The 21788-nt window shown below is 62.3% G+C and carries 23 protein-coding genes; 12 read left to right on the forward strand and 11 right to left on the reverse strand.

The window, feature by feature from the left end; all coding sequences use genetic code 11:
• Positions 1–141: 141 nt before the first annotated feature.
• Positions 142–1578, reverse strand: a complete 1437-nt coding sequence (der, locus tag JNE37_RS22300; protein WP_035092064.1) for a ribosome biogenesis GTPase Der — start codon at positions 1576–1578, stop codon at positions 142–144.
• A 35-nt stretch (positions 1579–1613) separates the two neighbouring features.
• Positions 1614–2576 (reverse strand): tetratricopeptide repeat protein, encoded by a 963-nt coding sequence (locus tag JNE37_RS22305; RefSeq protein ID WP_203064875.1) that lies wholly within the window; start codon positions 2574–2576, stop codon positions 1614–1616.
• A 158-nt stretch (positions 2577–2734) separates the two neighbouring features.
• Here JNE37_RS22305 and JNE37_RS22310 point away from each other — a divergent pair, with 158 nt between their 5' ends.
• Positions 2735–3490, forward strand: a complete 756-nt coding sequence (locus tag JNE37_RS22310) for a polysaccharide deacetylase family protein (protein WP_203064876.1) — start codon at positions 2735–2737, stop codon at positions 3488–3490.
• Here the strand turns inward: JNE37_RS22310 and JNE37_RS22315 are convergent.
• From JNE37_RS22315 to JNE37_RS22325, 3 genes are all read right to left on the reverse strand, one after another.
• A complete protein-coding gene (locus JNE37_RS22315) occupies positions 3487–4053 on the reverse strand; it encodes an NnrU family protein (RefSeq protein ID WP_203064877.1) in 567 nt (188 codons plus the stop codon). The two genes, JNE37_RS22310 and JNE37_RS22315, sit on opposite strands and share 4 nt — an antisense overlap.
• Before the next feature lie 74 nt (positions 4054–4127).
• Positions 4128–4862: an SOS response-associated peptidase gene (locus tag JNE37_RS22320; protein WP_203064878.1), complete on the reverse strand. Its 735-nt coding sequence runs from the start codon at positions 4860–4862 to the stop codon at positions 4128–4130.
• Between the two features lie 87 nt (positions 4863–4949).
• Entirely contained in the window at positions 4950–5525 is a 576-nt protein-coding gene (locus tag JNE37_RS22325; RefSeq protein WP_203064879.1) for a TetR/AcrR family transcriptional regulator, read from the reverse strand.
• A 68-nt stretch (positions 5526–5593) separates the two neighbouring features.
• Here JNE37_RS22325 and JNE37_RS22330 point away from each other — a divergent pair, with 68 nt between their 5' ends.
• Positions 5594–6007, forward strand: a complete 414-nt coding sequence (locus JNE37_RS22330; RefSeq protein WP_203064880.1) for a VOC family protein — start codon at positions 5594–5596, stop codon at positions 6005–6007.
• A 3-nt stretch (positions 6008–6010) separates the two neighbouring features.
• On the opposite strand, the gene prmB is transcribed toward JNE37_RS22330, so the two are convergent.
• Complete coding sequence (prmB, locus tag JNE37_RS22335; protein WP_203064881.1) at positions 6011–6973, reverse strand: 50S ribosomal protein L3 N(5)-glutamine methyltransferase; 963 nt, start codon at positions 6971–6973, stop codon at positions 6011–6013.
• 128 nt (positions 6974–7101) lie between these two features.
• On the opposite strand from prmB, the gene JNE37_RS22340 reads away from it, so the two are divergent.
• Positions 7102–8277, forward strand: coding sequence for a ParB/RepB/Spo0J family partition protein (locus JNE37_RS22340; RefSeq protein WP_203064882.1), 1176 nt, complete (start codon positions 7102–7104; stop codon positions 8275–8277).
• 353 nt (positions 8278–8630) lie between these two features.
• Here JNE37_RS22340 and JNE37_RS22345 read toward each other — a convergent pair whose 3' ends face one another.
• Positions 8631–9161: a GNAT family N-acetyltransferase gene (locus JNE37_RS22345; RefSeq protein ID WP_174835044.1), complete on the reverse strand. Its 531-nt coding sequence runs from the start codon at positions 9159–9161 to the stop codon at positions 8631–8633.
• Positions 9149–9490, reverse strand: coding sequence for a type II toxin-antitoxin system TacA family antitoxin (locus JNE37_RS22350; protein WP_174838773.1), 342 nt, complete (start codon positions 9488–9490; stop codon positions 9149–9151). Before JNE37_RS22350 ends, JNE37_RS22345 begins: the two co-directional genes overlap by 13 nt.
• Before the next feature lie 451 nt (positions 9491–9941).
• Here JNE37_RS22350 and JNE37_RS22355 point away from each other — a divergent pair, with 451 nt between their 5' ends.
• A complete protein-coding gene (locus JNE37_RS22355; protein WP_203064883.1) occupies positions 9942–12236 on the forward strand; it encodes an AAA family ATPase in 2295 nt (764 codons plus the stop codon).
• 118 nt (positions 12237–12354) lie between these two features.
• Positions 12355–13617 (forward strand): DNA-methyltransferase, encoded by a 1263-nt coding sequence (locus JNE37_RS22360; protein WP_174835046.1) that lies wholly within the window; start codon positions 12355–12357, stop codon positions 13615–13617.
• Here the strand turns inward: JNE37_RS22360 and JNE37_RS22365 are convergent.
• On the reverse strand, positions 13562–14794 hold the full coding sequence (locus JNE37_RS22365; protein ID WP_203064884.1) for a hypothetical protein: 1233 nt from the start codon (positions 14792–14794) through the stop codon (positions 13562–13564). The genes JNE37_RS22360 and JNE37_RS22365 overlap by 56 nt on opposite strands.
• Positions 14794–16590, reverse strand: a complete 1797-nt coding sequence (locus JNE37_RS22370) for an AAA family ATPase (protein ID WP_203064885.1) — start codon at positions 16588–16590, stop codon at positions 14794–14796. Before JNE37_RS22370 ends, JNE37_RS22365 begins: the two co-directional genes overlap by 1 nt.
• A gap of 416 nt (positions 16591–17006) precedes the next feature.
• Here JNE37_RS22370 and JNE37_RS22375 point away from each other — a divergent pair, with 416 nt between their 5' ends.
• The 3 genes from JNE37_RS22375 to JNE37_RS22380 all read left to right on the forward strand — a co-directional run bounded on the left by JNE37_RS22375 (position 17007) and on the right by JNE37_RS22380 (position 18520).
• Positions 17007–17537 carry an antirestriction protein ArdA gene (locus JNE37_RS22375; protein WP_203064886.1) on the forward strand — a complete coding sequence of 177 codons (531 nt, stop codon included), beginning with the start codon at positions 17007–17009 and terminating at the stop codon, positions 17535–17537.
• Between the two features lie 199 nt (positions 17538–17736).
• Positions 17737–17952, forward strand: a complete 216-nt coding sequence (locus JNE37_RS22735) for a transcriptional regulator domain-containing protein (protein WP_246513433.1) — start codon at positions 17737–17739, stop codon at positions 17950–17952.
• Positions 17953–17998: 46 nt separating this feature from the next.
• Positions 17999–18520 carry a DUF2285 domain-containing protein gene (locus JNE37_RS22380; protein WP_203066460.1) on the forward strand — a complete coding sequence of 174 codons (522 nt, stop codon included), beginning with the start codon at positions 17999–18001 and terminating at the stop codon, positions 18518–18520.
• Between the two features lie 16 nt (positions 18521–18536).
• Here the strand turns inward: JNE37_RS22380 and JNE37_RS22385 are convergent, their stop codons facing one another.
• Positions 18537–18824: a DNA -binding domain-containing protein gene (locus JNE37_RS22385; protein ID WP_203066461.1), complete on the reverse strand. Its 288-nt coding sequence runs from the start codon at positions 18822–18824 to the stop codon at positions 18537–18539.
• Between the two features lie 460 nt (positions 18825–19284).
• Between JNE37_RS22385 and JNE37_RS22390 the strand changes: the two genes are divergently transcribed.
• The 4 genes from JNE37_RS22390 to JNE37_RS22405 all read left to right on the forward strand — a co-directional run bounded on the left by JNE37_RS22390 (position 19285) and on the right by JNE37_RS22405 (position 21753).
• Entirely contained in the window at positions 19285–19554 is a 270-nt protein-coding gene (locus JNE37_RS22390; protein WP_203064887.1) for a helix-turn-helix transcriptional regulator, read from the forward strand.
• The gene (locus JNE37_RS22395) at positions 19555–20631 is read left to right on the forward strand and encodes a replication initiator protein A (protein ID WP_203064888.1); all 1077 of its coding nucleotides are present in this window, start codon (positions 19555–19557) and stop codon (positions 20629–20631) included.
• Positions 20632–20692: 61 nt separating this feature from the next.
• Complete coding sequence (locus JNE37_RS22400; RefSeq protein WP_203064889.1) at positions 20693–21211, forward strand: DUF2840 domain-containing protein; 519 nt, start codon at positions 20693–20695, stop codon at positions 21209–21211.
• Entirely contained in the window at positions 21208–21753 is a 546-nt protein-coding gene (locus JNE37_RS22405) for a S26 family signal peptidase (protein WP_203064890.1), read from the forward strand. Before JNE37_RS22400 ends, JNE37_RS22405 begins: the two co-directional genes overlap by 4 nt.
• Positions 21754–21788: the final 35 nt, after the last annotated feature.

Here is a 21788-nt window from a genome sequence, read left to right on the forward strand (position 1 = left end):
GCTCTTAACAAGGAATGCGGCCCCGCACTCAGCATCGGGTCGCTTAGGCGGGGAGAGTTATGCGGCATTTCCGCGACTTGCGCTATGGGCTGTGGAAAAATCCCGCCTTTGGCGCAGCCTCGCGGCCGCTCCTCCCCGCTCTCAATCCTTGTCGACGAACGGGTTCTTCCCACCGCGCACCCAGAAGCGAATGGGCGTTCCGGGCATGTTGAAGCTCTCGCGCAACCCGTTGACCAGGTAGCGCTGATACGCCGCAGGCAACGCATCGGGCCGGGAGGCGAAGAGGATGAAGCTCGGCGGCCGGGTCTTGGCCTGCGTCATGTAGCGCAGCTTGAGGCGACGGCCGGAAACGGCCGGAGGCGGATGCCCCTCGATCATGAGCGCCAGCCAGCGGTTGAGCCGCGCGGTCGAGATATGGGTGTTCCACGCCTCTTCGATCTTGAAGATCGCGGCCATCAGCTTGTCGATGTTCCGGCCCTGCAGGCCTGAGAGCGTCACCAGCGGCAGGCCGCGCAGCTGCGGCAGCAGCCGCTCGCACATCTCGCGCAGCTCCAGGAGCTTGGCGTTCTTGTCTTCGATCAGGTCCCACTTGTTGACCGCGATCACCAGCGCCCTGCCCTCGCGCTCGACGAGGTCGGCGAGCTGGAGATCCTGCTTCTCGAAGGGGATGGTGGCATCGAGCAGCAGCACCACGACTTCGGCGTACTGGATCGAGCGCAGCGAGTCCCCGACCGCCAGCTTCTCGAGCTTTTCCTGCACCCGGGCGCGCTTGCGCATGCCGGCGGTGTCCACCAGGTTGATCTGGCGGCCTTCCCATTCCCACGGCACCAGGATGCTGTCGCGGGTAATGCCGGCTTCGGGACCGGTCAGCAGGCGCTCTTCACCGACCATGCGATTGATGAGGGTGGACTTGCCCGCGTTCGGCCGGCCGATGATGGCGACGTTGAGATGTCGCGTCGGGTCCCAGCGACGGGTTGGAGCGTTCTCGTCGGTGCCGTCGTCCTCGGGAAGGTCGACGTTCACCTCAGGCAGCAGGTCAAGGCTCTGGATGGCCTCCTCTTCCTGCTTCTTCTTTTCGGCGATGCGATCCACCGCTTGCGAGATGATGGCGTGGAGGTCAGCCATGCCCAGGCCGTGCTCTGCCGAAAGCGGCACGGGCTCGCCGAAGCCGAGGTTGTAGCCTTCGGTCAGCCCCGCTTCGGAAGCCCTGCCCTCGGCCTTGTTGCCGACCAGATGCACATCCTTGCCGGCGCGACGCAGCACCTGCGCGAAGCGCTGGTCGAGCGGGGTTACGCCCGCACGGGCGTCGTACATGAAGAGGATGACGTCGGCTTCCTTGATGGCCAGCTCGGTCTGCTGGCGCATGCGATCTTCGAGGCTGCCGTCAGTCTTGTCTTCGTAGCCGGCAGTATCGAGGATGCGGAAGCGCAGGTCGGCGATGCGGCCTTCTGCCTCGCGACGATCGCGCGTCACGCCGGGCGTGTCATCCACCAGCGCAATCTTGCGGCCGACCAGGCGATTGAAAAGCGTCGACTTGCCCACATTGGGACGACCGACAATGGCAACGGTGACGCTCATCGGTCCTCCGGTTCAGGCAGAGACAGGCAGCGGTCTTAGTTGACCGCCGCAGGTGCCTCTGCGGGCGTTGCGGGCTCGGTGGCAGCCGGGGCAGCCGGCTGCTCGGCCGGAGCCTGGGTCGGCGCCGGAGCCATCATCTGCATCATCGAGGAGCTGTTGGCCAGCGGGTTGGCAGCATCCGTCGCCGGAGCTTCGGCAGCCGGAGCCGGCGTTTCAGCCGCTGGCGCTGCGGCAGGCGACTCGGCGGCCGGAGCCGGGGCCTGGGCGGCCGGAGCAGCGTCGGCGGCGGGAGCCGGCGTCTCGGCTGCGGGCGCAGGCGTATCGGTCGCCACGTTGTCGGCCGGCGCACCGCCCTCGGCGATGATCTGGCCGATATAGACGTCGGCGCGGCTCTGGAGATCGCGCGGGGCGATCGGGTCAGCCATGATGCTTTCGAAGGTTGCCTTGGCGGCAGCGAGATCGCCGGCCTTGTACTGGGCCAGGCCAATCGCCTCGCGCGCCGAATTGCGCATCGGGCTGTCCGGCGTGTTGAGCGAGCCAACGCGCTGCTCGACATCGGCCAGCGTGCCACTATCCACCAGGATATTGCCGGCCAGCACCAGGGCCAGCTCGCGTAGGCGCACATTGCTTTCGGCGGCAGCCAGCGCGTCGTAGGCGGCAACAGCCTCGGCCTGCTTGCCTTCCTTGGCGAGCAGCGCAGCCTGCTTGAACTTGGCGAGGGTCGCGTAGCCGCCGCCCTGGCCTTCGATCTTGGTCAGCTCGGCCTGCGCACCGGCAAGGTCCCCGCTGTCGGCAAGTTTGAGGGCCGCGTAGTATTCGTCGGACGCGCTGGCGGCGGTCGAATTGCGCCACCAGGCCCAGCCTTCATTGATGGCGACGATCAGCACCACGGCAACTGCGGCGCCGATGACATAGGGCCCGAAACGGCGCCAGAGCGTACGCATGCGCTCGCGCTGCAGCTCTTCATCGACTTCGCGGAAAATGTTGTCTTGGGACATGGAAGGCCTTGGCTACCCGGTCTTGAAAGTTGCGGCACAATAGTGATGGAGCCTGAGGATTGCAATTGAAGCAAGGAGCGAAAATCCGTGAACTTGTTCACGCCGCAATCCGGGTGGAGTAGCCTGCGTGCAGCGTCACCCATTTCCCGTTCTCCGCCATGCGATTCCTTCTGGTCCTTCCCCTGCTCCTCTGGAGCGGCTCGGCGCTAGCCGACACGCTGCGCGAGCCGCGCCTCACCATCGCCCAGGGCGGGCCCGAGCGGCCGCAGGTCGCGCTCACGCTCGATGCCTGCATGGGCCACACGGACATGCGCATCCTCGATACTCTCGTCGAGAACCGTATCCCGGCCACGATCTTCGTGACCGCCCGCTGGCTCTCGCGCAATGCCGACGCCGTCGCGATCCTGCGCGCCCATCCCGAGCTCTTCGAGATCGAGGATCACGGCGCCCAGCACATTCCCGCCGTTCTCGGCGACAAGTCGGTCTACGGCATCAAGCCGGCAGGCACGGCGGACGCGATCAAAGCCGAGGTGGAAGGCGGGCAATTGGCCATCCTCCACAATGCCGGCGTCAGGTCGCAATGGTATCGCGATGCCACCGCCGTCTATAGTCCCGAGGCGCTGGCGCTGATCCGCCATCTCGGCTTCCGCGTTGCGGGCTATTCGCTCAATGGCGACCAAGGCGCTTCGCTGCCGGCCGCGACGGTCGCGCAGCGCATTGCCGGCGCGCGCGATGGCGACGTCATCATCGCCCACATCAACCAGCCCAAGCGTTCGTCCGGCAAGGGCGTGGCCGAGGGCATCATGGCGCTCAAGGCACGCGGCTTCACCTTCGTGCGGCTCGAAGACGTCACGACATTCGGCGACGATGGCGAGAGCGACCTGCGCGACGGTGTGCAGGCCGCTTCGCGTTAGCTCAGCGGCGAAACGCCGAACAGCAGGCCGTGCAGCCAGAAGACGAAGATGGCATAGAGCACGACGCCCGAGACAATGGCGATGAGGTCGGACCGGCCGCTCACGAAAACCGGCCCCGGTTCGGGTCGCAATGCCACCGCGATACGGTCCACCACGCAATAGACGAGGAACGTGCCGAACAGCAGCACCGAGGCCAGGTCGCCATTGGCCAGGAGATGGCCGAGCGACCACAAGAAAATGCCGGTCAGGAACGGATGCTGCACCCAGGCCTTGATGCGGCCGGCGGGCATGTTGGCAGAGGCCACGAGAATGAAGGCCAGCAGCACCAGCAGCATGGCCGCGTGGCGCCCCCAGCTCGGCGGGTCATAAACCTGGGGTGCCTCGCCCCTGAAGACCCACCAGCCCCATACGATCAACGCCAGGCCGACGAATGACACCAACGAATAGATGCCCTTCCAGGCACCGGCATTGTTGGCCAGTTGTTGCGCGCGAAATTGCGGCGCGACCAGCCGAACGCAATGTATGCCGAAAAAGACCACAAGGCCCGCAATCAATATCCACATGCTGCAAATCTCCCCTTTGCGGGAGTTAGCATCGAGTCGGGGGCCTTCGGCCAGATGAAGTGAAGGGGGAAGCGTTAAAAGAGCGACGGTTGCTCTGGTTCTTCCGGCTTGGGCTTTGGGGTTGGCCGCAGCGGGTCACCCGAGGGTATTCCCTCGACGCCCGGCAGGTATTTGAGCGCCGTGCGATGCGCGATCTGCAGCACTCCATTGGGCAAGGGCCGCTGCAGGTCGCGCGCCTCCGACCACGGCGCGCCAAGCCAGGCCTCCCATTCCTCAGGCGTCGTCAGCACCACCGGCATCGCCTTCTCGTGGATGGCGCCGACGACATCGTTGGGCTGGGTGGTGAGAAATCCGAAGACCTCGTGATCCATCACCCCCTCATCCTTGCGCCTCATGCCGCGCCAGGACGTGCGCAGGCCCGCGAAGAACAGCAGCGGCTCGCTTTCATCGAGCGCGAACCAGGCATTGCCGCTTTCCCCGCTCTCGAGCTTGGTCGGCTCGGAGAAGCGGTTGAACGGCACGAGGCACCGGTTTTCCGGCGCGAGGTAGCCCTTCCAATCGTCGAGCCATGGCCGGCGGATATTGGTGTTGCCCCGATTGGGCTTGCCATCGTCGATCCCGACCAGCGAAGGCAATCCCCACCGCGCCAGTGACAGGGTTCGTTCGGTTACCATGCCGCGCACGATCGGCGCGAAGTAATCCGGGTAGATTCCCGGCAGCGGCGGCAGGTTGCCCAGGTCGTCGCGGAACGCATTGACCAACGCCCGCAGTGCCGCCTGGTTGGTGGTGACCGAGTAGAGATTGCACATATTGGTGTTGTAGCGGGGCCGGACGGCGATGTTGAGGGTGCGTCGGCAAATTCCAACACCGATTAGAGTTGGCTGCTCTCCGGACCGCTACACCAGCCTCTCGATCATCTCGGCCATGGCTTCGCCCATTGCCCCTTCATCGGCCCCTGCACTCACGGCCAGCGCCGCCCTATCGAACGCCGCCGACAACAGCATCGCCAAGATACCGACCGGAACTGCCGACCTCGCCTCACCTTCGGAGCGCGCCGCCTCTATCCCTTCGCGCAACGTCCGTGCCGCATTTTCCTCGTCGAGCTGAGTGAGTTCATCGCCGAGCACCGCCGGCCCCTCGACCAGCAGCAGCCGCGTCCTGCCCGGCGTCGTCATCGCCCGCAGGTAAGCCATACTCCCCTGCCGCAGGGCTTCGCGTGGCGTGAGATTGGGTGGCGCTGCCGCCTCTATCTCGGCGGCCACCGCCATCGCCTCGGCCTCGACAACCGCCCGAAACAGCGCCCGCTTGTCCTCGAAGTGATGGTAGAGCGCGCCGCGCGTCATCTGCGCGGCCGAGACGATCTCGGGCGTCGAGGTTTCGGCATAGCCCTTCGTCACAAACAGTTCGCGCGCCACCTCAAGCAGCGCTCGCCGCGTGCGGTCAGTACGGTCGCTGTTGGACATCCGTTGCATACATACAGCCTGTATGTTAATAAGCACAAACATGCAGACTGTATGTCAATTTGGAGGAATGAACCAGCATGAAGATCACGAGTTTTTACCCGGTCATCATGACCGGCGATGTCGTCGGCACGGCGGCCTTCTATACGCGGCACTTCGCCTTCCAGCCGGTCTTCACGGCCGATTGGTACGTGCACCTGCAATCGACAGTCGATCCAGCGGTTAACCTGGCGGTTCTCGATTTCAGCCATGAAACCGTGCCCGCCCCGGCACGAGCAGGCGCAAGCGGCCTCATCCTCAATTTCGAGGTGGAGGATCCCGACACGCTTTACGCGGAGGTGCAGGCTGCGGGGCTGCCGGTGCTGACGCCGCTGCGCGACGAGCCGTTCGGCCAACGCCACTTCATCACGCAGGACCCCAATGGCGTGCTGATCGACGTGATCAAGCCAATCCCGCCCTCGCCCGAGTTCGCGCAGCTTTACACCGAGGCGTAGGCCTTACCTGGCCAGCGCCGCCAGATCGTTGCGGCTGAGCCAGAACACCTCGCCGTCACTGTTGGCCGTGTCGAGCCAGAGGAACGGCGTTTCGGGGTAAGCGGCGTCGAGGACATCGCGATCCTCGCCGATTTCGCAGAGCATGCCGGCGCCGGGATTGAGGTGTGCCGCTGCGCCAGAGAGGATGTGGTGGACGAGATCGAACCCATCCTCGCCGCCATCGAGAGCCATTGCCGGCTCATGCCGGTATTCGGGCGGCAGCGCATCCATCACCTCCCGCCCGACATAGGGTGGGTTGGTGATGATGAGGTCATAGGTTCGTCCTGCCACGGGCGCGTAGAGATTGCCCTCGAGCAGCGTCACCCGGTTGCCCAGTCCGTGATCGGCCACATTCTCGGCTGCCAGCGAGAGCGCTTCGGGCGAGAGATCGACCGCATCCACGCGCGCATTGGGGAAAGCATAGGCCGCCATGATCGCCAGCGAGCCGCCGCCGGTGCAGAGATCAAGCACGCTTTCGACCGCTTCCGGATCTGCCACGAGCGCCATCTGATCGCCCTCGCCATTGAAGAACGGCGATTGCAGCAATTCGGCGATGAAGGAGCGCGGCACCAGTGCGCGGGCGTCGCTCCTGAACGGCACGCCGTGGAGATAGGCCTTGCCCGTCAGGTACGCGGTCGGCACCCGCTGTTCGACCCGCAGCGCAATGCGCTCGCCAAGCAGGTGCTTTTCGCGCTCGGTCAGCCGGGCATCAGCGAAGGGATTGAAGTCGTCGATCGGCAGCGACAGGCTTTCGAGGATTAGAAACGCCGCTTCATCGAGCGCGCCGCCCGCACCATGCCCGAAGGAAAGCTCGGCGCGCTCGAAGACGCTGATCGCGTAGCGGAGCACGTCGCGGAGCGTAGAAAGCTCAAGGATTTCCTTGCGCGGATTGGCGGGCGGCAATTGCGGAAGCGGCTGTGTTTTCATGCCTGCTCGATATGACGCCTAACCGAAAGTGGCAAGTGATCCGAGCATCGGAGTGTTACAACACCGTTTCTCGCAGGTGTCATAGTGAGCCCGGTCTCGTTTTGAGACTGCCACCAGTGGAGTACACGATGAGTTTCAGCCTGCCAGCTATTGCTTCCACCGGTTCCGCCAACGGCATCGCCACGTGGATATGCGGTGAAGGCCCTGCTCCCGACTGGGTAGCCGAACGGATGCCCGGCGAGTTCGAACCGAACGGAACATTCATCATTGAGGCAACGCCCGGTCAGATGCGTGTCCACCCAGGGAATGTCATCATTCGACTAGGTGCGGATATTTGGGTACAACCAGCCGATGAGGCCGGTCATTTTATTGAGAGCCTGAAGCTAAGCGCTGTCAGGGAAATTACCAACGTCGGGCCGGGAAAAATCCATCAATTTGGAGAAAGGCGAACGAAGCCCTCGTCAAGGCGAAGTGCTGCCGGTCGCCATCAGATACGATTTCACCCACCGATCGGCTCACAACCCTCGATTGAATGGATACATCTGGAGCGCCTTTCGGTTGATAGCATCTATCAGAGGTCAACTGACAATGTGGCATCGGAACGCCTTATCGCCAGCATTGCTGCGAAATTTGATTGGCGCCTCTGCGCACCTCTAGTCGTTTCGCGCCGATCCGACGACGTCTTGGCGATCATTGATGGGCAACACCGCTGGATGGCGGCCCAGAGACGAGGTGACATCCTTCAACTCCCATGCTGCATTTTCAGATATGGAAGCAGAGAGGAGGAGGCGAGGATGTTCATCCTAGCAAACCGGGCAAGAAAGCCGATGAATAGGCTTGACGACTACTACGCGGCGCTTGCTGCCGCTGATGAAGATGCCCTGGAGATTCGACAACTCGTTACTGACGCCGGCCTGCAGATTGCAAGAAATACATCATCGACAGCATGGAAAGCTGGAGAGATTGCCTTCACATCCTCCATCGCACAGGCAATTCGACGGCACGGAATCCCAATCACATCCGCGGTTTTGACTAATATGGCCGAAGCCTTTTCAGGGCAGAAGCTAACCCATGGAGGCGCGATTTTCGGAGCTTTGATCAAACTGATGTCAGGTGCCGGGCCAGATTTCGATCCCGACATCCTCCTCGATACGCTCCAGTCCCGCACGGCCGACGAATGGGGGAAACGGGCCCAAGGGCTACACGGCGGCGCTGCGAGGGCTCGCGCCCTACATGAGGTGCTGCTTGCGTCCTATCAACAGCACGTCGAAAGCCATCGTGGTACGACAGAGGCAATCCAATAGCTCGCAACATCACCGCTAGCAGAGCGGATAACCTCTGCTGGCGGAGCCCGCACACTCCGTTCGCACTCGAGGACTACCTCACTCCCACTCGATTATTTTGAGATAACCTACTGAGTTGAAAAATAATGCGAAAATATTTTTTCGCATGTCGAGATACCGTCAAGCCTACCGTCAGAAAAGTTCGATCTTGAAATTATTGAGCTTTTTGGGCTGGCGATGAAGTTCGACATTTCGTCATCTATCGCTGGAGACGGGAACTGCCAGCAGTTTGGCATCGACTCGGAGAATGTGCTCGATGAAACAGGATTATACCGTCACGGTGCTTCGTTAGCTATCCTCAAGAGCTGCCGCACCTAACCAAAACCCGCGACAACGGTTTCGATGGGCAGGAACAGCGTTCGGCTGTCCTCGGGATACTCTATGAACTCCGCACAGCGCAGATAGAAGCGTTTGGCCGCTTCATCCTTCGCTTGGACAAGCACGGCCCCTATGCCGATGCTTTGCGAGGCGACTGCAATCCGCCGCAGCGCGTCCGACAAAAGGTCCATACCGAGGCCCTTGCCCGCATGGTCGAGGCTAACGGCGAGCCGCCCGATAATCGAAACCGGAATCAGGTCGGGCGCGTTACGCCGCATCTTGCCGGGAGCCGCGCTGCGTTCAACCGATCCGGCCGAGATACAGAAGTAGCCGACGACCCGATTGCCTGCGCACACGACATAGGTGCGCGAGAACCGGCTTTCGTTCTTCAAGGCGCGATGGCGCAGCCAGTCGTTCAGGACAGGCTCGCCGCAGTCGAACGCCGAAAGATCATGCTCTGTCGTCAGAGGTATGGGGGCAGACAGTCGCAATTCAGGATGGTCCGGCGTGTCGTCTATTTCTGCCATGCCGGGGTCCGACGCAGCAACGCCTTGAGCTTCGGTCCCGGCGCAGGCGGGTTGTCGAGCGCCTGCATGAAGGCGTCGTAGCGTTCGGAGTCTAGCGTGAACAAACGCTGGTCGAGCAGCACATCCACCGCTTGCCGCCGTGCGCTTTCCACCATGAACTCGGTGCGCGTCTTGCCGAGGACTGCCGCAGCATCGTCAATGAGCTGGCGCGTGCCGGTTTCGATACGCAGATTGATGCTACCCTTGGTGTCGGTCGCAGAGGCGCGCACGGCGACGGCAGCGGTCGCAGAGCGGGAAGATTCGGAAGGGGCGAGACGTGTTTTTGCCATGATCGGAATATGGGAGGTTGTATCCACACTGTCAATACGAACGATTGTAAGAAAGGTGGGTTTTGTCCTTCGAGCGGGGCGCTCGGCTTCGCCCAGAACCACGCCTTTGGCGCGTTTCGCAGTTCGGCTTCAAACCCTAACGCATGGCTGTGGCTCTTTACAAAAGCTGTCCCGGCGCCAGAGCACCGGGGCTTTGTCACTGGCGGCCCTGCGGCTCTCTACAGCGCAATGTGGTAGCGCGTTCGCCTCCGGCCGGCGCACCGGGCGAAGATAACAACTACGTCTACGCTATAGCCCTATAAAATCGAGCGGAAGTTCGATTGTGACTGGCTTAGTAATATCCATATAGAACATACTGAGAACATATGCTAGCCTAAATGAGAGCGGTCGAGTTTTCCATCCGATTAACGCTCACAAAACTGGCTGTAGGTCGGCGCGTTGGGGGGATGCCGTGACGGTTGAACGTTTTCAGTTGCTTCGCAATGTCGGCCAGTTTGATTCCGTCAACGCCGGCGCGCAAATTGCGCTGACGCCGTTGACACTGGTTTATGCCGAGAACGGGCGCGGCAAAACCACGCTTGCCGCCATCCTCCGGTCGCTCAGCATTGGCGACGCCGCGCTAATCGAGGACCGGCATAGGCTTGGTGCTGCCCATCCACCGCATGTCGTCCTTACCGTTGGCGGCAATCAGGTCATTTATCAGAATGGTGCATGGGTTGCGCCGTTGCCGCGTGTCGCGGTGTTCGACGACGCTTTTGTGTCCGCAAATGTCTGTTCCGGCATCGAGATCGAAAGCTCGCACCGCCAGAACCTACATGAGCTGATCCTTGGTGCGCGGGGCGTCGCACTCAACACGGAACTGCAACGTTATGTAGCCGCGATTGAGCAGCATAATCGCGATCTACGCACACGCGAGGCGGCGATCCCCGCCGCCCAGCGCGCTGGCCTAACCGTGGACGCCTTTTGCGACTTGCCAGCCGATGACGTCATCGACGCGCGGGTTCAGGACGCCGAGCGCAACCTTGCCGCTGCGCAGGCTGCCGACGCCATACGTCAACGTGATTCGTTCCTGCCGCTATCATTGCCGGGCTTCGATCTTACTGCCGTCGCGGAGGTGCTGGCGCACACGCTACCGGACGTGCAGGCTGAGACAGCCGCGCGGGTGCGGGTGCATTTGCAGAGGCTCGGACGCGGTGGCGAGGCATGGATCGGCGAAGGCATGTCGCGCATCTCGGGCGCAAGCGAAGGGCAGGATGGCGACGCCTGCCCATTCTGCGCACAAGACCTCGCGGGCTCGCCGCTTATTCGCCACTACGAGGTATATTTCAGCGACGCCTACAACGGGCTGAAATCCGCCATTATCGACACAGGCAAGGGAATCGCCGACTCACACAGCGGCGAGATTCAGGCGGCGTTTGAGCGCGCGGTGCGCGTCGCGGTGCAGACCCGCGATTTCTGGCGCGGCTTCATGGACGTGCCTGACATCAACGTGGACACCGCCGCCATTCTGCGCAACTGGACGGCGGCGCGCGATGCAGTGTTGACGACACTGCGAGCCAAGGCGGCGGCACCCCTTGAAGCGATGACTCTGCCAGCCGAAGCCACCGCCGCAGTCGAGGCATTCGCACGCGACGCCGAGGCGATTGACGCCGTGTCCGCCACGCTGGCCGTCTGCAATGGCCAGATCGCTCTGGTCAAAGAACAGGCCGCCGTGGCCAATGCCGCCACGCTCACCGCCGACCTTGCCCGGTTGCAGGCGGTCAAGGCTCGCCATATGCCGCCGCTCAATGCCGCCTGCGATGCCTATGCTGCGGAGAAGGAGGCTAAGGCCGAATCCGAGCGTTTGCGTACTGCGGCAAGGGCTGCACTCGACCAGTATCGCACCACCATTTTCCCAGCTTACGAGCGGTCGATCAACGACTCCCTTGGCCGCTTCAATGCCGGTTTCCGGCTGGGCGCGGTAGGCTCGATCAATACGCGAGCAGGATCATCTGCCAGCTATAGCGTCGTCATCAATAACGTCGCGGTCGGGCTGACCGCCAATGGCGGGCCATCCTTCCGCACAACCCTTAGCGCGGGCGACCGCAACACGCTGGCGCTGGCGTTCTTTTTTGCCTCGCTGGAGCAAGACTCCAATCTTGCCGACAAGATCGTGGTCATAGACGACCCGATGACCAGCCTTGATGAGCATCGCTCGCTTGCGACGATCCTCGAACTGCGTGCTCTGGTAGGCCGCGTGCGTCAGGTTATTGTCCTGTCGCACTCCAAACCGTTCCTGTGCCAAATGTGGGAAGGAGCGGACAGGCAAACGCGCTCTGCGTTGCGGATCAGTCGCGACGGCAACGGTTCCACACTGGCCGTGTGGGACGTGCATCAGGATTGCATCACCGAACACGACAAGCGGCACGCTTTGGTAAGCGCCTATATTCAGTCCGCCAATGCAGCGAACGAACGCGCCGTCGCCGAGGCTCTCCGGCCGATCCTCGAAGCCTATATGCGTATTGCCTATCCGGCACTGTTCCCACCGGGGAGCCTGCTTGGATCATTCATCAACGTATGCCGTCAACGATTTGGACAGGCCACGGAGGTTCTGAACGCGGCTGACATTGCTGAACTGGAGCGGCTTTTGAACTATGCCAACCGTTTCCACCACGACAGCAACCGGGCATGGCAAACGGCGGCGATCAACGATCAGGAGCTGCTCGACTATGCGCAGCGCACGCTCCGGTTCACGGCACGGCACTGAGCGACTAAGAACCTTGGTCGCAGGCGCTTTCCGTATTACAAAAAAGCTCTCTTTGTTCTTGTGATACAAAAACCTCCGATCTATCCTGTTCTCGTATCTGAGTCGAGAAGGGACAAGCATGGGGCGGCCAAAAGCAAATAATCCACGATCAGCCATTACGCCGGTCCGTCTTACCGAGGAGGAACGTGCCTCGTTCGAGGACATGGCCGAAGGCATGGGCTTCTCCAATGTCAGCGAATATGTTCGCTTCCTTCACAATCAGGTCCTTGCCGGCCAGCAGGCCGCTGGCCCCGATGCAGTAGAGAACTTCGGCACCCGCTTTCCCAAACGGCTGATCCGCTCGTTCCACAAGACCGTCTTCGGCGAAATGATATGGGGCGATTCGCGCGCCTATTTGTTCAATGGCACGAAGCCGGCAAGCGTGGACCTTATAATGACTAGCCCGCCCTTTGGGTTGGTTCGGAAAAAGAGCTATGGCAACGAGGACGCCGACGAGTATTGCAACTGGTTTCGTCCTTTTGCGGAAGGCTTCAAGCGTGTTCTGAAGGACGACGGCAGTCTTGTCATCGATATTGGTGGCGCATGGGTACCGGGTCAGCCCACACGTAGCCTCTACCACTTCAAGCTGCTGGTCATGTTGGTGGAAGAATACGGCTTCCACCTATGCCAAGAGCATTATTGGTGGAATCCGGCCAAGCTGCCCACTCCCGCTGAATGGGTGAACGTGCGGCGTGTTCGCGTGAAGGACGCGGTGAACACGGTGTGGTGGCTATCTAAGACGCCATTCCCAAAGGCCAACAACCGCCGCATCCTTGCGCCCTACAGCAAGTCAATGCAGGACCTGTTGCGCAACGGCTACGTTGCCAAGCTGCGCCCGTCAGGGCACGACATTTCCAGCAAGTTTCAGAAGGATAACGGCGGCTCCGTACCGCCCAACCTGCTCGCAATTGCCAATACCGAATCGACCAGCCGGTATCAGGAACATTGCCGCGACAACAATATCCCGATCCATCCGGCCCGTTTCCCGCCGCAGTTACCTGAGTATTTCATCCGCTTTCTCACCAACAAGGGTGACACCGTGCTTGATCCCTTCGGAGGTTCCTGCGTCACCGGCGCGGTTGCTGAGGCGTTAGAGCGGAAATGGGTCTGTTGCGAAATGTCGGAGGAATACCTGAACGGCGCGCTAGCACGCTTCACGCCACGGCCTGCGCTGTTGCTGAAAGATCGCCCCGTCACCTATGAGATCGCGCCGCCATGCGCCGTACCAGTTGACGAGGACGAAGTGCCGCTGTTCGCCGATGGCGGAGCCAAGCGTCCTCCATCGGCTAAAGATGCAGCGTCACAGCCTCAGCCCAAGCGTCGAGCCCGTGCGGCTGCGTAATGGCCGCAAAATCCACGCAGAACGGTGCCGGTGCCGCGTGCCCCACGCGCACCGGTGCATTGCGTGATAGCGCCACCAGTGATCGTTCTAAGAGGGGGCCGGTAGCATCCGCTGACGCATAGCTCCGGCCATATCGAACAACTTGGTCAACGGCCTCGCGAAAGCGCACGGCTGCCGTATCCCCCGCGATGTATTTGACTTCGACCACCGCTGCAGCGGCACCCGCTTCGCGGTCCACCACGACCAAATCGGGGCGCTCCGTTCCGGTGGCAATCCCGTAATCTCGCAGCGCATCGCGCACCGCCGCTTCCGAAGACTCCAGCGGAGTGGGTACGTGGTACTTGGTGATTTGCTGCCAATAGACTGCAAAGCGCCCCGCCGTCACGATAGGGCCCGACGAGTCGGAACCGAGAAGGTGTAGGTGCAGCGTCCCGCCGCTGGCGCGCGCCAGCGCCTCGCCAATAGCCAGCCCAACCGCCAGCTCGAACCGACGCCAATCCTCCAGCGGCGCGATCAGCGCAGATCGCGCTACGCGATCCATTGCCTCTACGTCGCCGCGTTCCAACCCTTGCAGAAGACGGTAGGCTTCAACAGCCTTGCGGTAGAGCGGGCGGCGCGACCGCGCTGAATCCCGCACTGCGCCGGCGTTCGGACGCCGGCCGAGCGATACGGCCTTGAGCGGCTCGCGCAGCGCCTCGATCCTCTGGACGCGACGCATTTGCGTCTGCGCCGCCTCGATCATCGGCAGATACGGAGAATTGTCACCCTGCCACGATAGCAGCCGCGCCGTATAGGCCGCAGCTTCGCGCAATACCCACGCTAGCAGCATGTTCGGCCCTGTATTGAAGCTCCGCACCGGCTCATGTGTGACAAGAGCGGAGGGCAGGCCTGTCTGCTGGCGATAGAGCCACGTCTTACGCGCATCGATCCGTCCGCGCGCCACAGCATCATCCACCCGTTCCCGATAGGTCAGCAGCGCCTGCGCCTCGTGCGGGCGCGCGGCAAGATACCCCACCAACGCCCGGACCGGCGCGGACATCGCCCAATGGCCTTTGAGAATATCAACGTCGCGGCGCTGATCGAGGCGCGGAACCTCGCCATCAATCTGCGCGCCGCCCCTGAAATACCGCAGCAGCAGCCCCGCCGAATAATCGACTATGGCCGCATCTATGGTCATTAGATCGCCACCGCTTCTAGCCTGCTTTTGACCCGCGCCGCCTGATCGGCTGAAAGCGCGAACGCTGTAGCGGTCGCATCGGCGATATTGTGCGCGTCCTGAAGCACGATGCCATCCAGCATCGGCAGCAGTACCATATCAAGCGCGTCGAGCGCGGCGCTGCGCATCGCGTCACTGGCCGGGCCGAAAAAGGCTTCGTCCGGCACAAGCTGACGGATCGCGGCTATCGCGTCGATGATCGGAGCAGAACCAATCACGCGCGCCGAGTTGATCGCGGTCCAGACATCGGCAAGCGGGCAGGAGTCGCCCGCCGCCGGAACGGGCGCAGCAGGGTCTGTCTTCGCGATGAACGCGGCGATGAATCCCCGCAGATCGCCGGGCGCATCGACGTAGACCCAGCCGAAGCGGCGGCTGAGGGCATAGGACATCTGATAGAGCGATGCCTTATCGATGGAATTGATCGTGGCAATCAATCGCCACGCCGCACCCGGCGAGAATTCATGATCTCCCGCCCCTCCAGGCTTCGCCTTCGGCAGGATCACATAGGGCTGGCTGTTCTTATCGGTAATGTCGGTTCGGTAGGGCAGCGTTGTCTGCTGGCCCGACAACACCGTGAACAGTGGCCCGATCACTTTGTCGATATCACAGCGGTTCAGTTCGTCGATAATGAACGGCCGGTCGAAATCCCGTAGCAATATACCCGGCACAAAATCCACATCACCATCGCCGACCGGCTGATAGCCGCCGATAATGTCCTGCGAACTCCAATCCGAAGAACCCGTCACCAGAGTCCATTCGCCGCCCGGCAGATTGTCGGCGATCCACCGCGCCAGTGTCGTCTTGCCAGTGCCGGGCGGACCATAGAGCATAATGTGCTGTTTGCCCGACCGCAGCAGAGCGTTGATTTGGCGGTACACGGACGGATCAACGCCAAGAAGGTCTGTGTTCTCCGGGATGTTCAATGTCGCGGGGTCGATCTCAAGGATTCCCTCATCCTCTTCCGCCGAGTCCTGCTGGGCTACGCGCGCTACTTGAGGCGGCGGACCGGCGCCATCCCATGCAGCCGTCAATTCAGCCCTAAGCCTCGCCGCTTCATTATCATCGCTAAGATCGTAGACGGCGATTGGCCCTGCTGCCCCGCCCTGTGGATGGGCCGTAATCGCGGCTTGGAGCGCGTCCACCACTTCCCCATAGGTGATCGCCACCGGAGCGCCGCCGATCTCGACTTGCTTGGCCTCGTTCCTTGGAAGTAGTCCGATAAGCGCGGCGAAAATGTATGGAGAATCCACCCGGACGCGCTTGGTTTCGCCCGTCTCGGGGTCTTCTTCTTTGAAGACACGGAATAGCGATCCATTGGCGACGTTGAAATTGACTGGATCGGAGGACGATCCCGCCGGCTGCAACGGGCCGTGAAACACGAACAACCCCGCCACCTCAAACTCATCGGCGCGCTCAAATGCATCAGGACCGGTTTGGAGCAGCGGTAGGATTCGTACCGTCACAGCGGCAGACTGGCCCTGCGCCGTATTGACGCCGCCAATGCTGGCCTCTTCCGCCCCTTCGGGCAGCCGAGCCACAACCGGAACGGAGTTCAGATCAACTTGAAACAACCAGCGCGGCGGTTTGCCTTTGGAATAGCCGAGGTTGCCCCAATTGCCCGTCTGCGCGTCGATAGTGTGATTCCCAAGATTGCTCCCGCCCTTTGAGCCGGGTCTTTGGAATAGAAGATTCTGATCGCGTAGAAACGTGCTGAACCAACTGAAGACTTTCTGCCGGTTCTCTTGCCCCTTTGCCATTGTCACTCCGCGTCCTGTGGTTGCTGCCCAAATACGAGGCAGCAGCAAATGATCTCTTCCTGATTCCCCGCACTTTCTCCGACTCCTACCAAAAAGATTAGGTTTTGGGATTCTTAATCAACCGATGACCGAAGTTCTAACACAGCCTTGCCCGCCCGGACCCCGTCAACGCGGCTAGTGCTGTGTCTTTGCTGAACACGACGGAAGAGTCGCTAAGGGCGTTGCCCTCGCGCGGCGCAAGAAAACTCTCCGGCCTTTCGCGGCATAAACGGCCCGCTCCCCGCAAGCGGGTCCCCTCCATTTATTCCACGGTGCCAAAGACTTTTCCTGCGCCTTGCTACCCGTGGCTCGCCGCCGGGCAAGGGTTCAGGAGCGGCGCTTCGCTGCTCTGAACCCCAAACCCGAGGATCAGAGACATGACCAATCTTTCCGACAGCAATCCCCGCATCTATGTCGCCTGCCTTGCAGCCTACAATAACGGCTATCTGCACGGGGCTTGGATCGACGCGGATCAGGCCCCGGACGAAATCAGGGATGAGATTGCCGCCATGCTCGCACGATCCCCCATCGAGCACGCGGAGGAATATGCCATCCATGATTATGAGGGCTTCGAGGGCGTCACGATCAGCGAATATGCCGGCATCGACACCGTGGCACGCATGGGCGCTTTCATCGCCGAGCATGGCGCGCTAGGCGCTGGCCTGCTGGATCAGTGCGACGATGACATTGACCAAGCCGAAACCGCCTTGCGGGACTGCTATCACGGCCAGTTCGCCAGCCTTGCCGACTTCATGGAGGACTTGACCGCTGAAAGCGGCGTCACGATCCCCGAGGCGCTGCGCTACTACATTGATTGGAAAGCAATGGCCCGTGACGCTGAAATGAACGGCGAGTTTTTCACAGTCGAAACCGCACATGACGAGGTGCATGTGTTTTCCAGCCAATGAAAGCCGGAGCGCCTTGCCCGCATTTCGCGGGCGGGCGTATCGCGGAATCATAGAAATAGTGTTAAGCAGAAAATAACCAAGAATGATCGGGCTGACCGCTCAAGGTATCTGCTTTGATCGGCTTCTATATTTCTAGCGATCTTTGAACCTCTAAGGGCTGGGCGCTGCCTTGCGCGCCCCGGCTTTGGGAGGTGACGCCATGCTTAGCATCGACTGGCGTTCGCCGGTGGCATACAGGCACGCGAAGCACATTTCGGCCGCCGGTTTCGCTTGGGAATATCTGCGCCGGAATGACGATTATCGTCAGGAGTTCCAGACTATCGCACTAAGCGGCGGACCGTCCGGCCGTGACCTTGAAGCGTTCGCGGATCGCTGGGGGTTGCGATTTCCCGTGCGATCCCGACGCGCCGCATGACCGGCCGACGCCAATCTGGAGTCCGAACCTTCTACCGCAAGCGGTGATGTTGTCGCCGGTCGAGCATAAGGACGGCGACACCGAACCGATATTGACGCTGGCCCATCTCGCCGGCCTCGATCTGCGCCGCGCTGCCGATGGCTGGCATGGTATCTGGCAGGTTGATGGCGTCACACATCAATTCTGGCTTCCCGAAGCGGTGCCCGACGCAGCCGCCTTCTATGCCTTCACCCTGCCAATGGATTCCTTTCTGGAGCTGCGCGCCCACGCTGCCCGCCGTTTCTGGCGGTCCCTCAACGGCCGCGCGCCCGGTCCCGACTTCCGGGCCGTTCCTGCCCAACTCCGGCAATGGCATATCCTGTCCCTGCGCGCGCTCGACGCCCGGCTGCGCGGCGAGAGTTATCGCACCATCGCCAAAGTTCTGCTCGGCTTTCGCGGCACCAAGGAAGACTTTGAGAACGATCCGCGCAAGAACAAGGCCCGCCGCCTGGTCGCGCACGGTATCAAGATGATGCGCGGCGGCTATCGCCTGCTGCTTCACTACCCGATCAAGCCCGGCAAGCGTTGATCGGGAGGCGTCGCCCTCACGCCTTGTTGGCTGCCGCCTGCTCCAGAATCTTGCGATAGCCCTCACGCGAAAGCCATTGCGCGCGTTCGAGATGGCTTTGCCAGCAACGATAGGTCCGAAATTCCTCGGCAGCCGCATCGCGGTGCAGCACGATCCGCGCGACTTCCTTCCAGTCCGCGCCCTCGGCCGTCGCATCGAGAAGGCGCAGATAGGTGACGTAGTGGCGTTCGTCATAGGTGGTTATGGTGTCGCCGGTCGGCGCTTCGTCGTCCACATCGGGATCGAGTTCGACAGGAACCCGCATAGTCATTCCCCGTATCCGAGAGAGCTTGTCTGCGGTGCGCCCCCGCAAACGATTCTCTCTGACTCTTGGTGATCGGGGAGTTAGTAACCGTCACGAAACGGCCCCATGGCCTTTAGCTCGGAAAGCCTGTTGTATACGCCACAGGCTCCCCGACCATAGGTCAAGGAGTTGGTGCCGTTCTGGCTGACACCGGCCATCCGTGAGGGGTTACTACGCCCCAGAGCAGCGCGTCTGCTCCACCCACAATCTTAGCCGAGCTGCGCGCGAATGTCTTTGCCTATTCGGCGAGGCAGGCACCGAGCCGCTGAAATCCCTCACCTATTGGCGGCACACCGCCCCGAAGGGGGTGCCGCCAGCGCATAGGCGCAAATGCGGCACGCTACGCGCCGCCGATCCCTCGCCATGGTTCGCCACAGTCCGCTGCCGCCCCCGGCAGCCCAATCCCGACTGGAGGTGATCCATGCCCAACTCGCTTGCGGGCCTGCCGCCGCGCCTGTTGCGCACCAAGGAAGCAGCGCGCTTCCTCGGCATATCCATCCGAACCCTTGAGAAACATCGCACCTACGGCACCGGCCCGACCTATCGCAAGGTCGGCGGTCGCGTCCTCTACACCGTCCGCGATCTAGAAGACTGGAGCGCGGTCGGCGAACGCAAATCCACCCGCGACAAGACCGCCGGCACGGTCTTTCCCGCGCGTCCGCTCACACCCGAAGAACGGGACGAGTGCTAGATGCTGCGCGAGGACGATCACGCCCGCGCGCAGCCGACCGAGAACAGCGAGCGCAGCCGCCTAGACCCCTTCGTGGTCGCAACGGGCGATGCGCCGCCGCGCGACCAGCGCGACTTGATGGAACGGCCGTTTTTCTCGCTGGCGAAGACCCCGCGCACCAAGCCGATTCTCTACAAGGCCGCCGACATAGAGGTGCAGGTGTTCGGGATGCCCGAGCATGGCATGGCGACCATTTGGGACGCCGATGTGCTGATATGGGCGGCCTCGCAGATTGTCGCGGCCGAGAATGACGGCCTCACGACTTCGCGCTTCGTCCGGTTCACGCCCTACCACCTGTTGCGCGCCATCGGGCGGCCGACCGGCAATCACCAATACCGGCTTCTGAAAGCCGCTCTGGCGCGGCTGCAATCCACCGTCATCGCCACCACCATTCGCAACGGCCCGCATTGGCGTCGCCGGCAATTCTCTTGGATCAACGAATGGGAGGAAATGACGACGCGCGCCGGCTGCGTCGAGGGCATGGAGTTCGTCCTGCCCGAATGGTTCTACAACAGCGTCATCGACCGCTCGCTGGTCCTGACCATCGACCCGGCCTATTTCGGCCTGACTGGCGGCATCGAGCGATGGCTTTACCGCGTCGCCAGAAAGCACGCCGGGCACCAGCGCCATGGCTGGATTTTCGAGGTCGCGCACCTTCATCAGAAATCCGGCAGCCTCGCGCGGCCGTCCGACTTCGCGCTCGACCTGCGCCGGATCGCGGCCCGCCAGAAACTCCCCGGCTACCGCCTCCAGATCGAGCGGGAAGACGGCCGCGAGCTGCTGCGCATCCGCCCCGAAAACTCATCAACAGGCACTGTTGATAACCCTGTTAATGCCATCGGCAGATCAGGCGCACGGGGTATCGGCACATCAGGCGCACGACTATCGGCAGATCAGGCGCACGAACCGCAGCTAACGCTTTGGCCTGAAAAGCGGAATCCGACCGCTAACTTATCTAACAGAGAATCTAACTCTTTTTCTTTGACGCGCGCGCAGGCGAAGCGTGGTGCCGGTTCTGCCGGGAACGGCGAGCCATGACGCCCGCCGTTGACGCAGCGCACGCGCGCAATCCCCACCAACACATCGCCGGAGACGCACAATGACCCGTCGCGCCCATCGCAGCGCGCACGGCCGTCCGCTGCCGGACGGGCCTGCGCCCTTCACCACATTGGTCGAGCTGACTTTCGAGAAACGCCGCATCGAGCATTGGATCAGGTTCGGCCGCAAGAGCTATGAACAGATCATCGACCGCCGCCGTAGCGTGGTCGGCTTCGCGCCGGGCAGCGTCTTCGCCTTCGTCCGATGGGCGAATGGCGAGCATGGCACGGTCGTTTCCCGCATCGACATTGTGCGGGCCATCGGGCGCGGCGAGCCGTTCCAGACATTGCCGTTCGTCCGCCCCGGCGGCGAAATCCTGTTGCGGCTCGATAGCTGGCCGAAGGTGCAGCGCGGGCTTGCCGCCATCGACGCCGTGGAATCGCTCGGCCTCGATCCGGCCGACGCCGCACCGGAGCATTGGCGGCACGTCCACAACCGTTTGACCGCCAATCTGGAGCCGCACGCCTACACGCCCGAGCGACATGCCGCGTGGCTTCACCGCCGAAGGATCGAGCCATGACGCGCCGCCGCACCCTCACGGTGACGGCGCTCGCCGCCATCGGCATCGCCGCCGCCAGCGCCGTCGATTGGCCCGTGAAACTCATCTGGAACGCGACGGCCAGCGCACCCATCGGCTTCTATACCGTCGAGCCGGCCGAGCGGATCGAGGTGCCCGAGCTGGTCGCCGTCATGCCGCCCGAACCGCTCGCTGCCTTCATGGCCGAGCGCGGCTATATCGCGCGCGGCGTCCCGCTGTTGAAGCGCGTTGTCGGCCTGCCGGGACAGCGGGTTTGCCGCTTGCGATCCACGATCACGGTTGACGGGATCGAGATGGGCGAGGCGCTGGAGCGCGACAGCCTCGGCCGCGATCTGCCCGTCTGGCGGGGCTGCCGAGTGATCGGCGACGACCAGCTTTTCCTCATGAATTGGGAAGTCCGCGACAGCCTCGACGGCCGCTACTTCGGACTCACCCCCGCAGCTTCCGTCATCGGCCGAGCGGTCCCGCTCTGGACCGATGAGGAAGGCGTCGGCCGCTACGAGTGGCGCGCACCGACGCACTGAAACCATCCCCGAAAGCCAATCACAGGAGATTTCCC

The organism is Paradevosia shaoguanensis, assembly GCF_016801025.1.
Lineage (GTDB): Bacteria > Pseudomonadota > Alphaproteobacteria > Rhizobiales > Devosiaceae > Paradevosia > Paradevosia shaoguanensis.

What these genes read in the sequence shown, in the direction of transcription:
- JNE37_RS22320 (WP_203064878.1), bottom strand. Translation starts at nt 4,862, where the DNA reads ATGTGCAATCTCTACTCGGTCACCACCAACCAGGCGGCACTGCGGGCG.
- JNE37_RS22350 (WP_174838773.1), bottom strand. Translation starts at nt 9,490, where the DNA reads ATGGCAAAAACACGTCTCGCCCCTTCCGAATCTTCCCGCTCTGCGACC.
- prmB (WP_203064881.1), bottom strand. Translation starts at nt 6,973, where the DNA reads ATGAAAACACAGCCGCTTCCGCAATTGCCGCCCGCCAATCCGCGCAAG.
- JNE37_RS22395 (WP_203064888.1), top strand. Translation starts at nt 19,555, where the DNA reads ATGCTGCGCGAGGACGATCACGCCCGCGCGCAGCCGACCGAGAACAGC.
- JNE37_RS22305 (WP_203064875.1), bottom strand. Translation starts at nt 2,576, where the DNA reads ATGTCCCAAGACAACATTTTCCGCGAAGTCGATGAAGAGCTGCAGCGC.
- JNE37_RS22400 (WP_203064889.1), top strand. Translation starts at nt 20,693, where the DNA reads ATGACCCGTCGCGCCCATCGCAGCGCGCACGGCCGTCCGCTGCCGGAC.
- JNE37_RS22360 (WP_174835046.1), top strand. Translation starts at nt 12,355, where the DNA reads ATGGGGCGGCCAAAAGCAAATAATCCACGATCAGCCATTACGCCGGTC.
- JNE37_RS22375 (WP_203064886.1), top strand. Translation starts at nt 17,007, where the DNA reads ATGACCAATCTTTCCGACAGCAATCCCCGCATCTATGTCGCCTGCCTT.
- JNE37_RS22735 (WP_246513433.1), top strand. Translation starts at nt 17,737, where the DNA reads ATGCTTAGCATCGACTGGCGTTCGCCGGTGGCATACAGGCACGCGAAG.
- JNE37_RS22310 (WP_203064876.1), top strand. Translation starts at nt 2,735, where the DNA reads ATGCGATTCCTTCTGGTCCTTCCCCTGCTCCTCTGGAGCGGCTCGGCG.
- JNE37_RS22370 (WP_203064885.1), bottom strand. Translation starts at nt 16,590, where the DNA reads ATGGCAAAGGGGCAAGAGAACCGGCAGAAAGTCTTCAGTTGGTTCAGC.
- JNE37_RS22330 (WP_203064880.1), top strand. Translation starts at nt 5,594, where the DNA reads ATGAAGATCACGAGTTTTTACCCGGTCATCATGACCGGCGATGTCGTC.
- JNE37_RS22390 (WP_203064887.1), top strand. Translation starts at nt 19,285, where the DNA reads ATGCCCAACTCGCTTGCGGGCCTGCCGCCGCGCCTGTTGCGCACCAAG.
- JNE37_RS22380 (WP_203066460.1), top strand. Translation starts at nt 17,999, where the DNA reads ATGTTGTCGCCGGTCGAGCATAAGGACGGCGACACCGAACCGATATTG.
- JNE37_RS22325 (WP_203064879.1), bottom strand. Translation starts at nt 5,525, where the DNA reads ATGCAACGGATGTCCAACAGCGACCGTACTGACCGCACGCGGCGAGCG.
- JNE37_RS22365 (WP_203064884.1), bottom strand. Translation starts at nt 14,794, where the DNA reads ATGACCATAGATGCGGCCATAGTCGATTATTCGGCGGGGCTGCTGCTG.
- JNE37_RS22405 (WP_203064890.1), top strand. Translation starts at nt 21,208, where the DNA reads ATGACGCGCCGCCGCACCCTCACGGTGACGGCGCTCGCCGCCATCGGC.
- JNE37_RS22315 (WP_203064877.1), bottom strand. Translation starts at nt 4,053, where the DNA reads ATGTGGATATTGATTGCGGGCCTTGTGGTCTTTTTCGGCATACATTGC.
- der (WP_035092064.1), bottom strand. Translation starts at nt 1,578, where the DNA reads ATGAGCGTCACCGTTGCCATTGTCGGTCGTCCCAATGTGGGCAAGTCG.
- JNE37_RS22340 (WP_203064882.1), top strand. Translation starts at nt 7,102, where the DNA reads ATGAGTTTCAGCCTGCCAGCTATTGCTTCCACCGGTTCCGCCAACGGC.
- JNE37_RS22385 (WP_203066461.1), bottom strand. Translation starts at nt 18,824, where the DNA reads ATGCGGGTTCCTGTCGAACTCGATCCCGATGTGGACGACGAAGCGCCG.
- JNE37_RS22345 (WP_174835044.1), bottom strand. Translation starts at nt 9,161, where the DNA reads ATGGCAGAAATAGACGACACGCCGGACCATCCTGAATTGCGACTGTCT.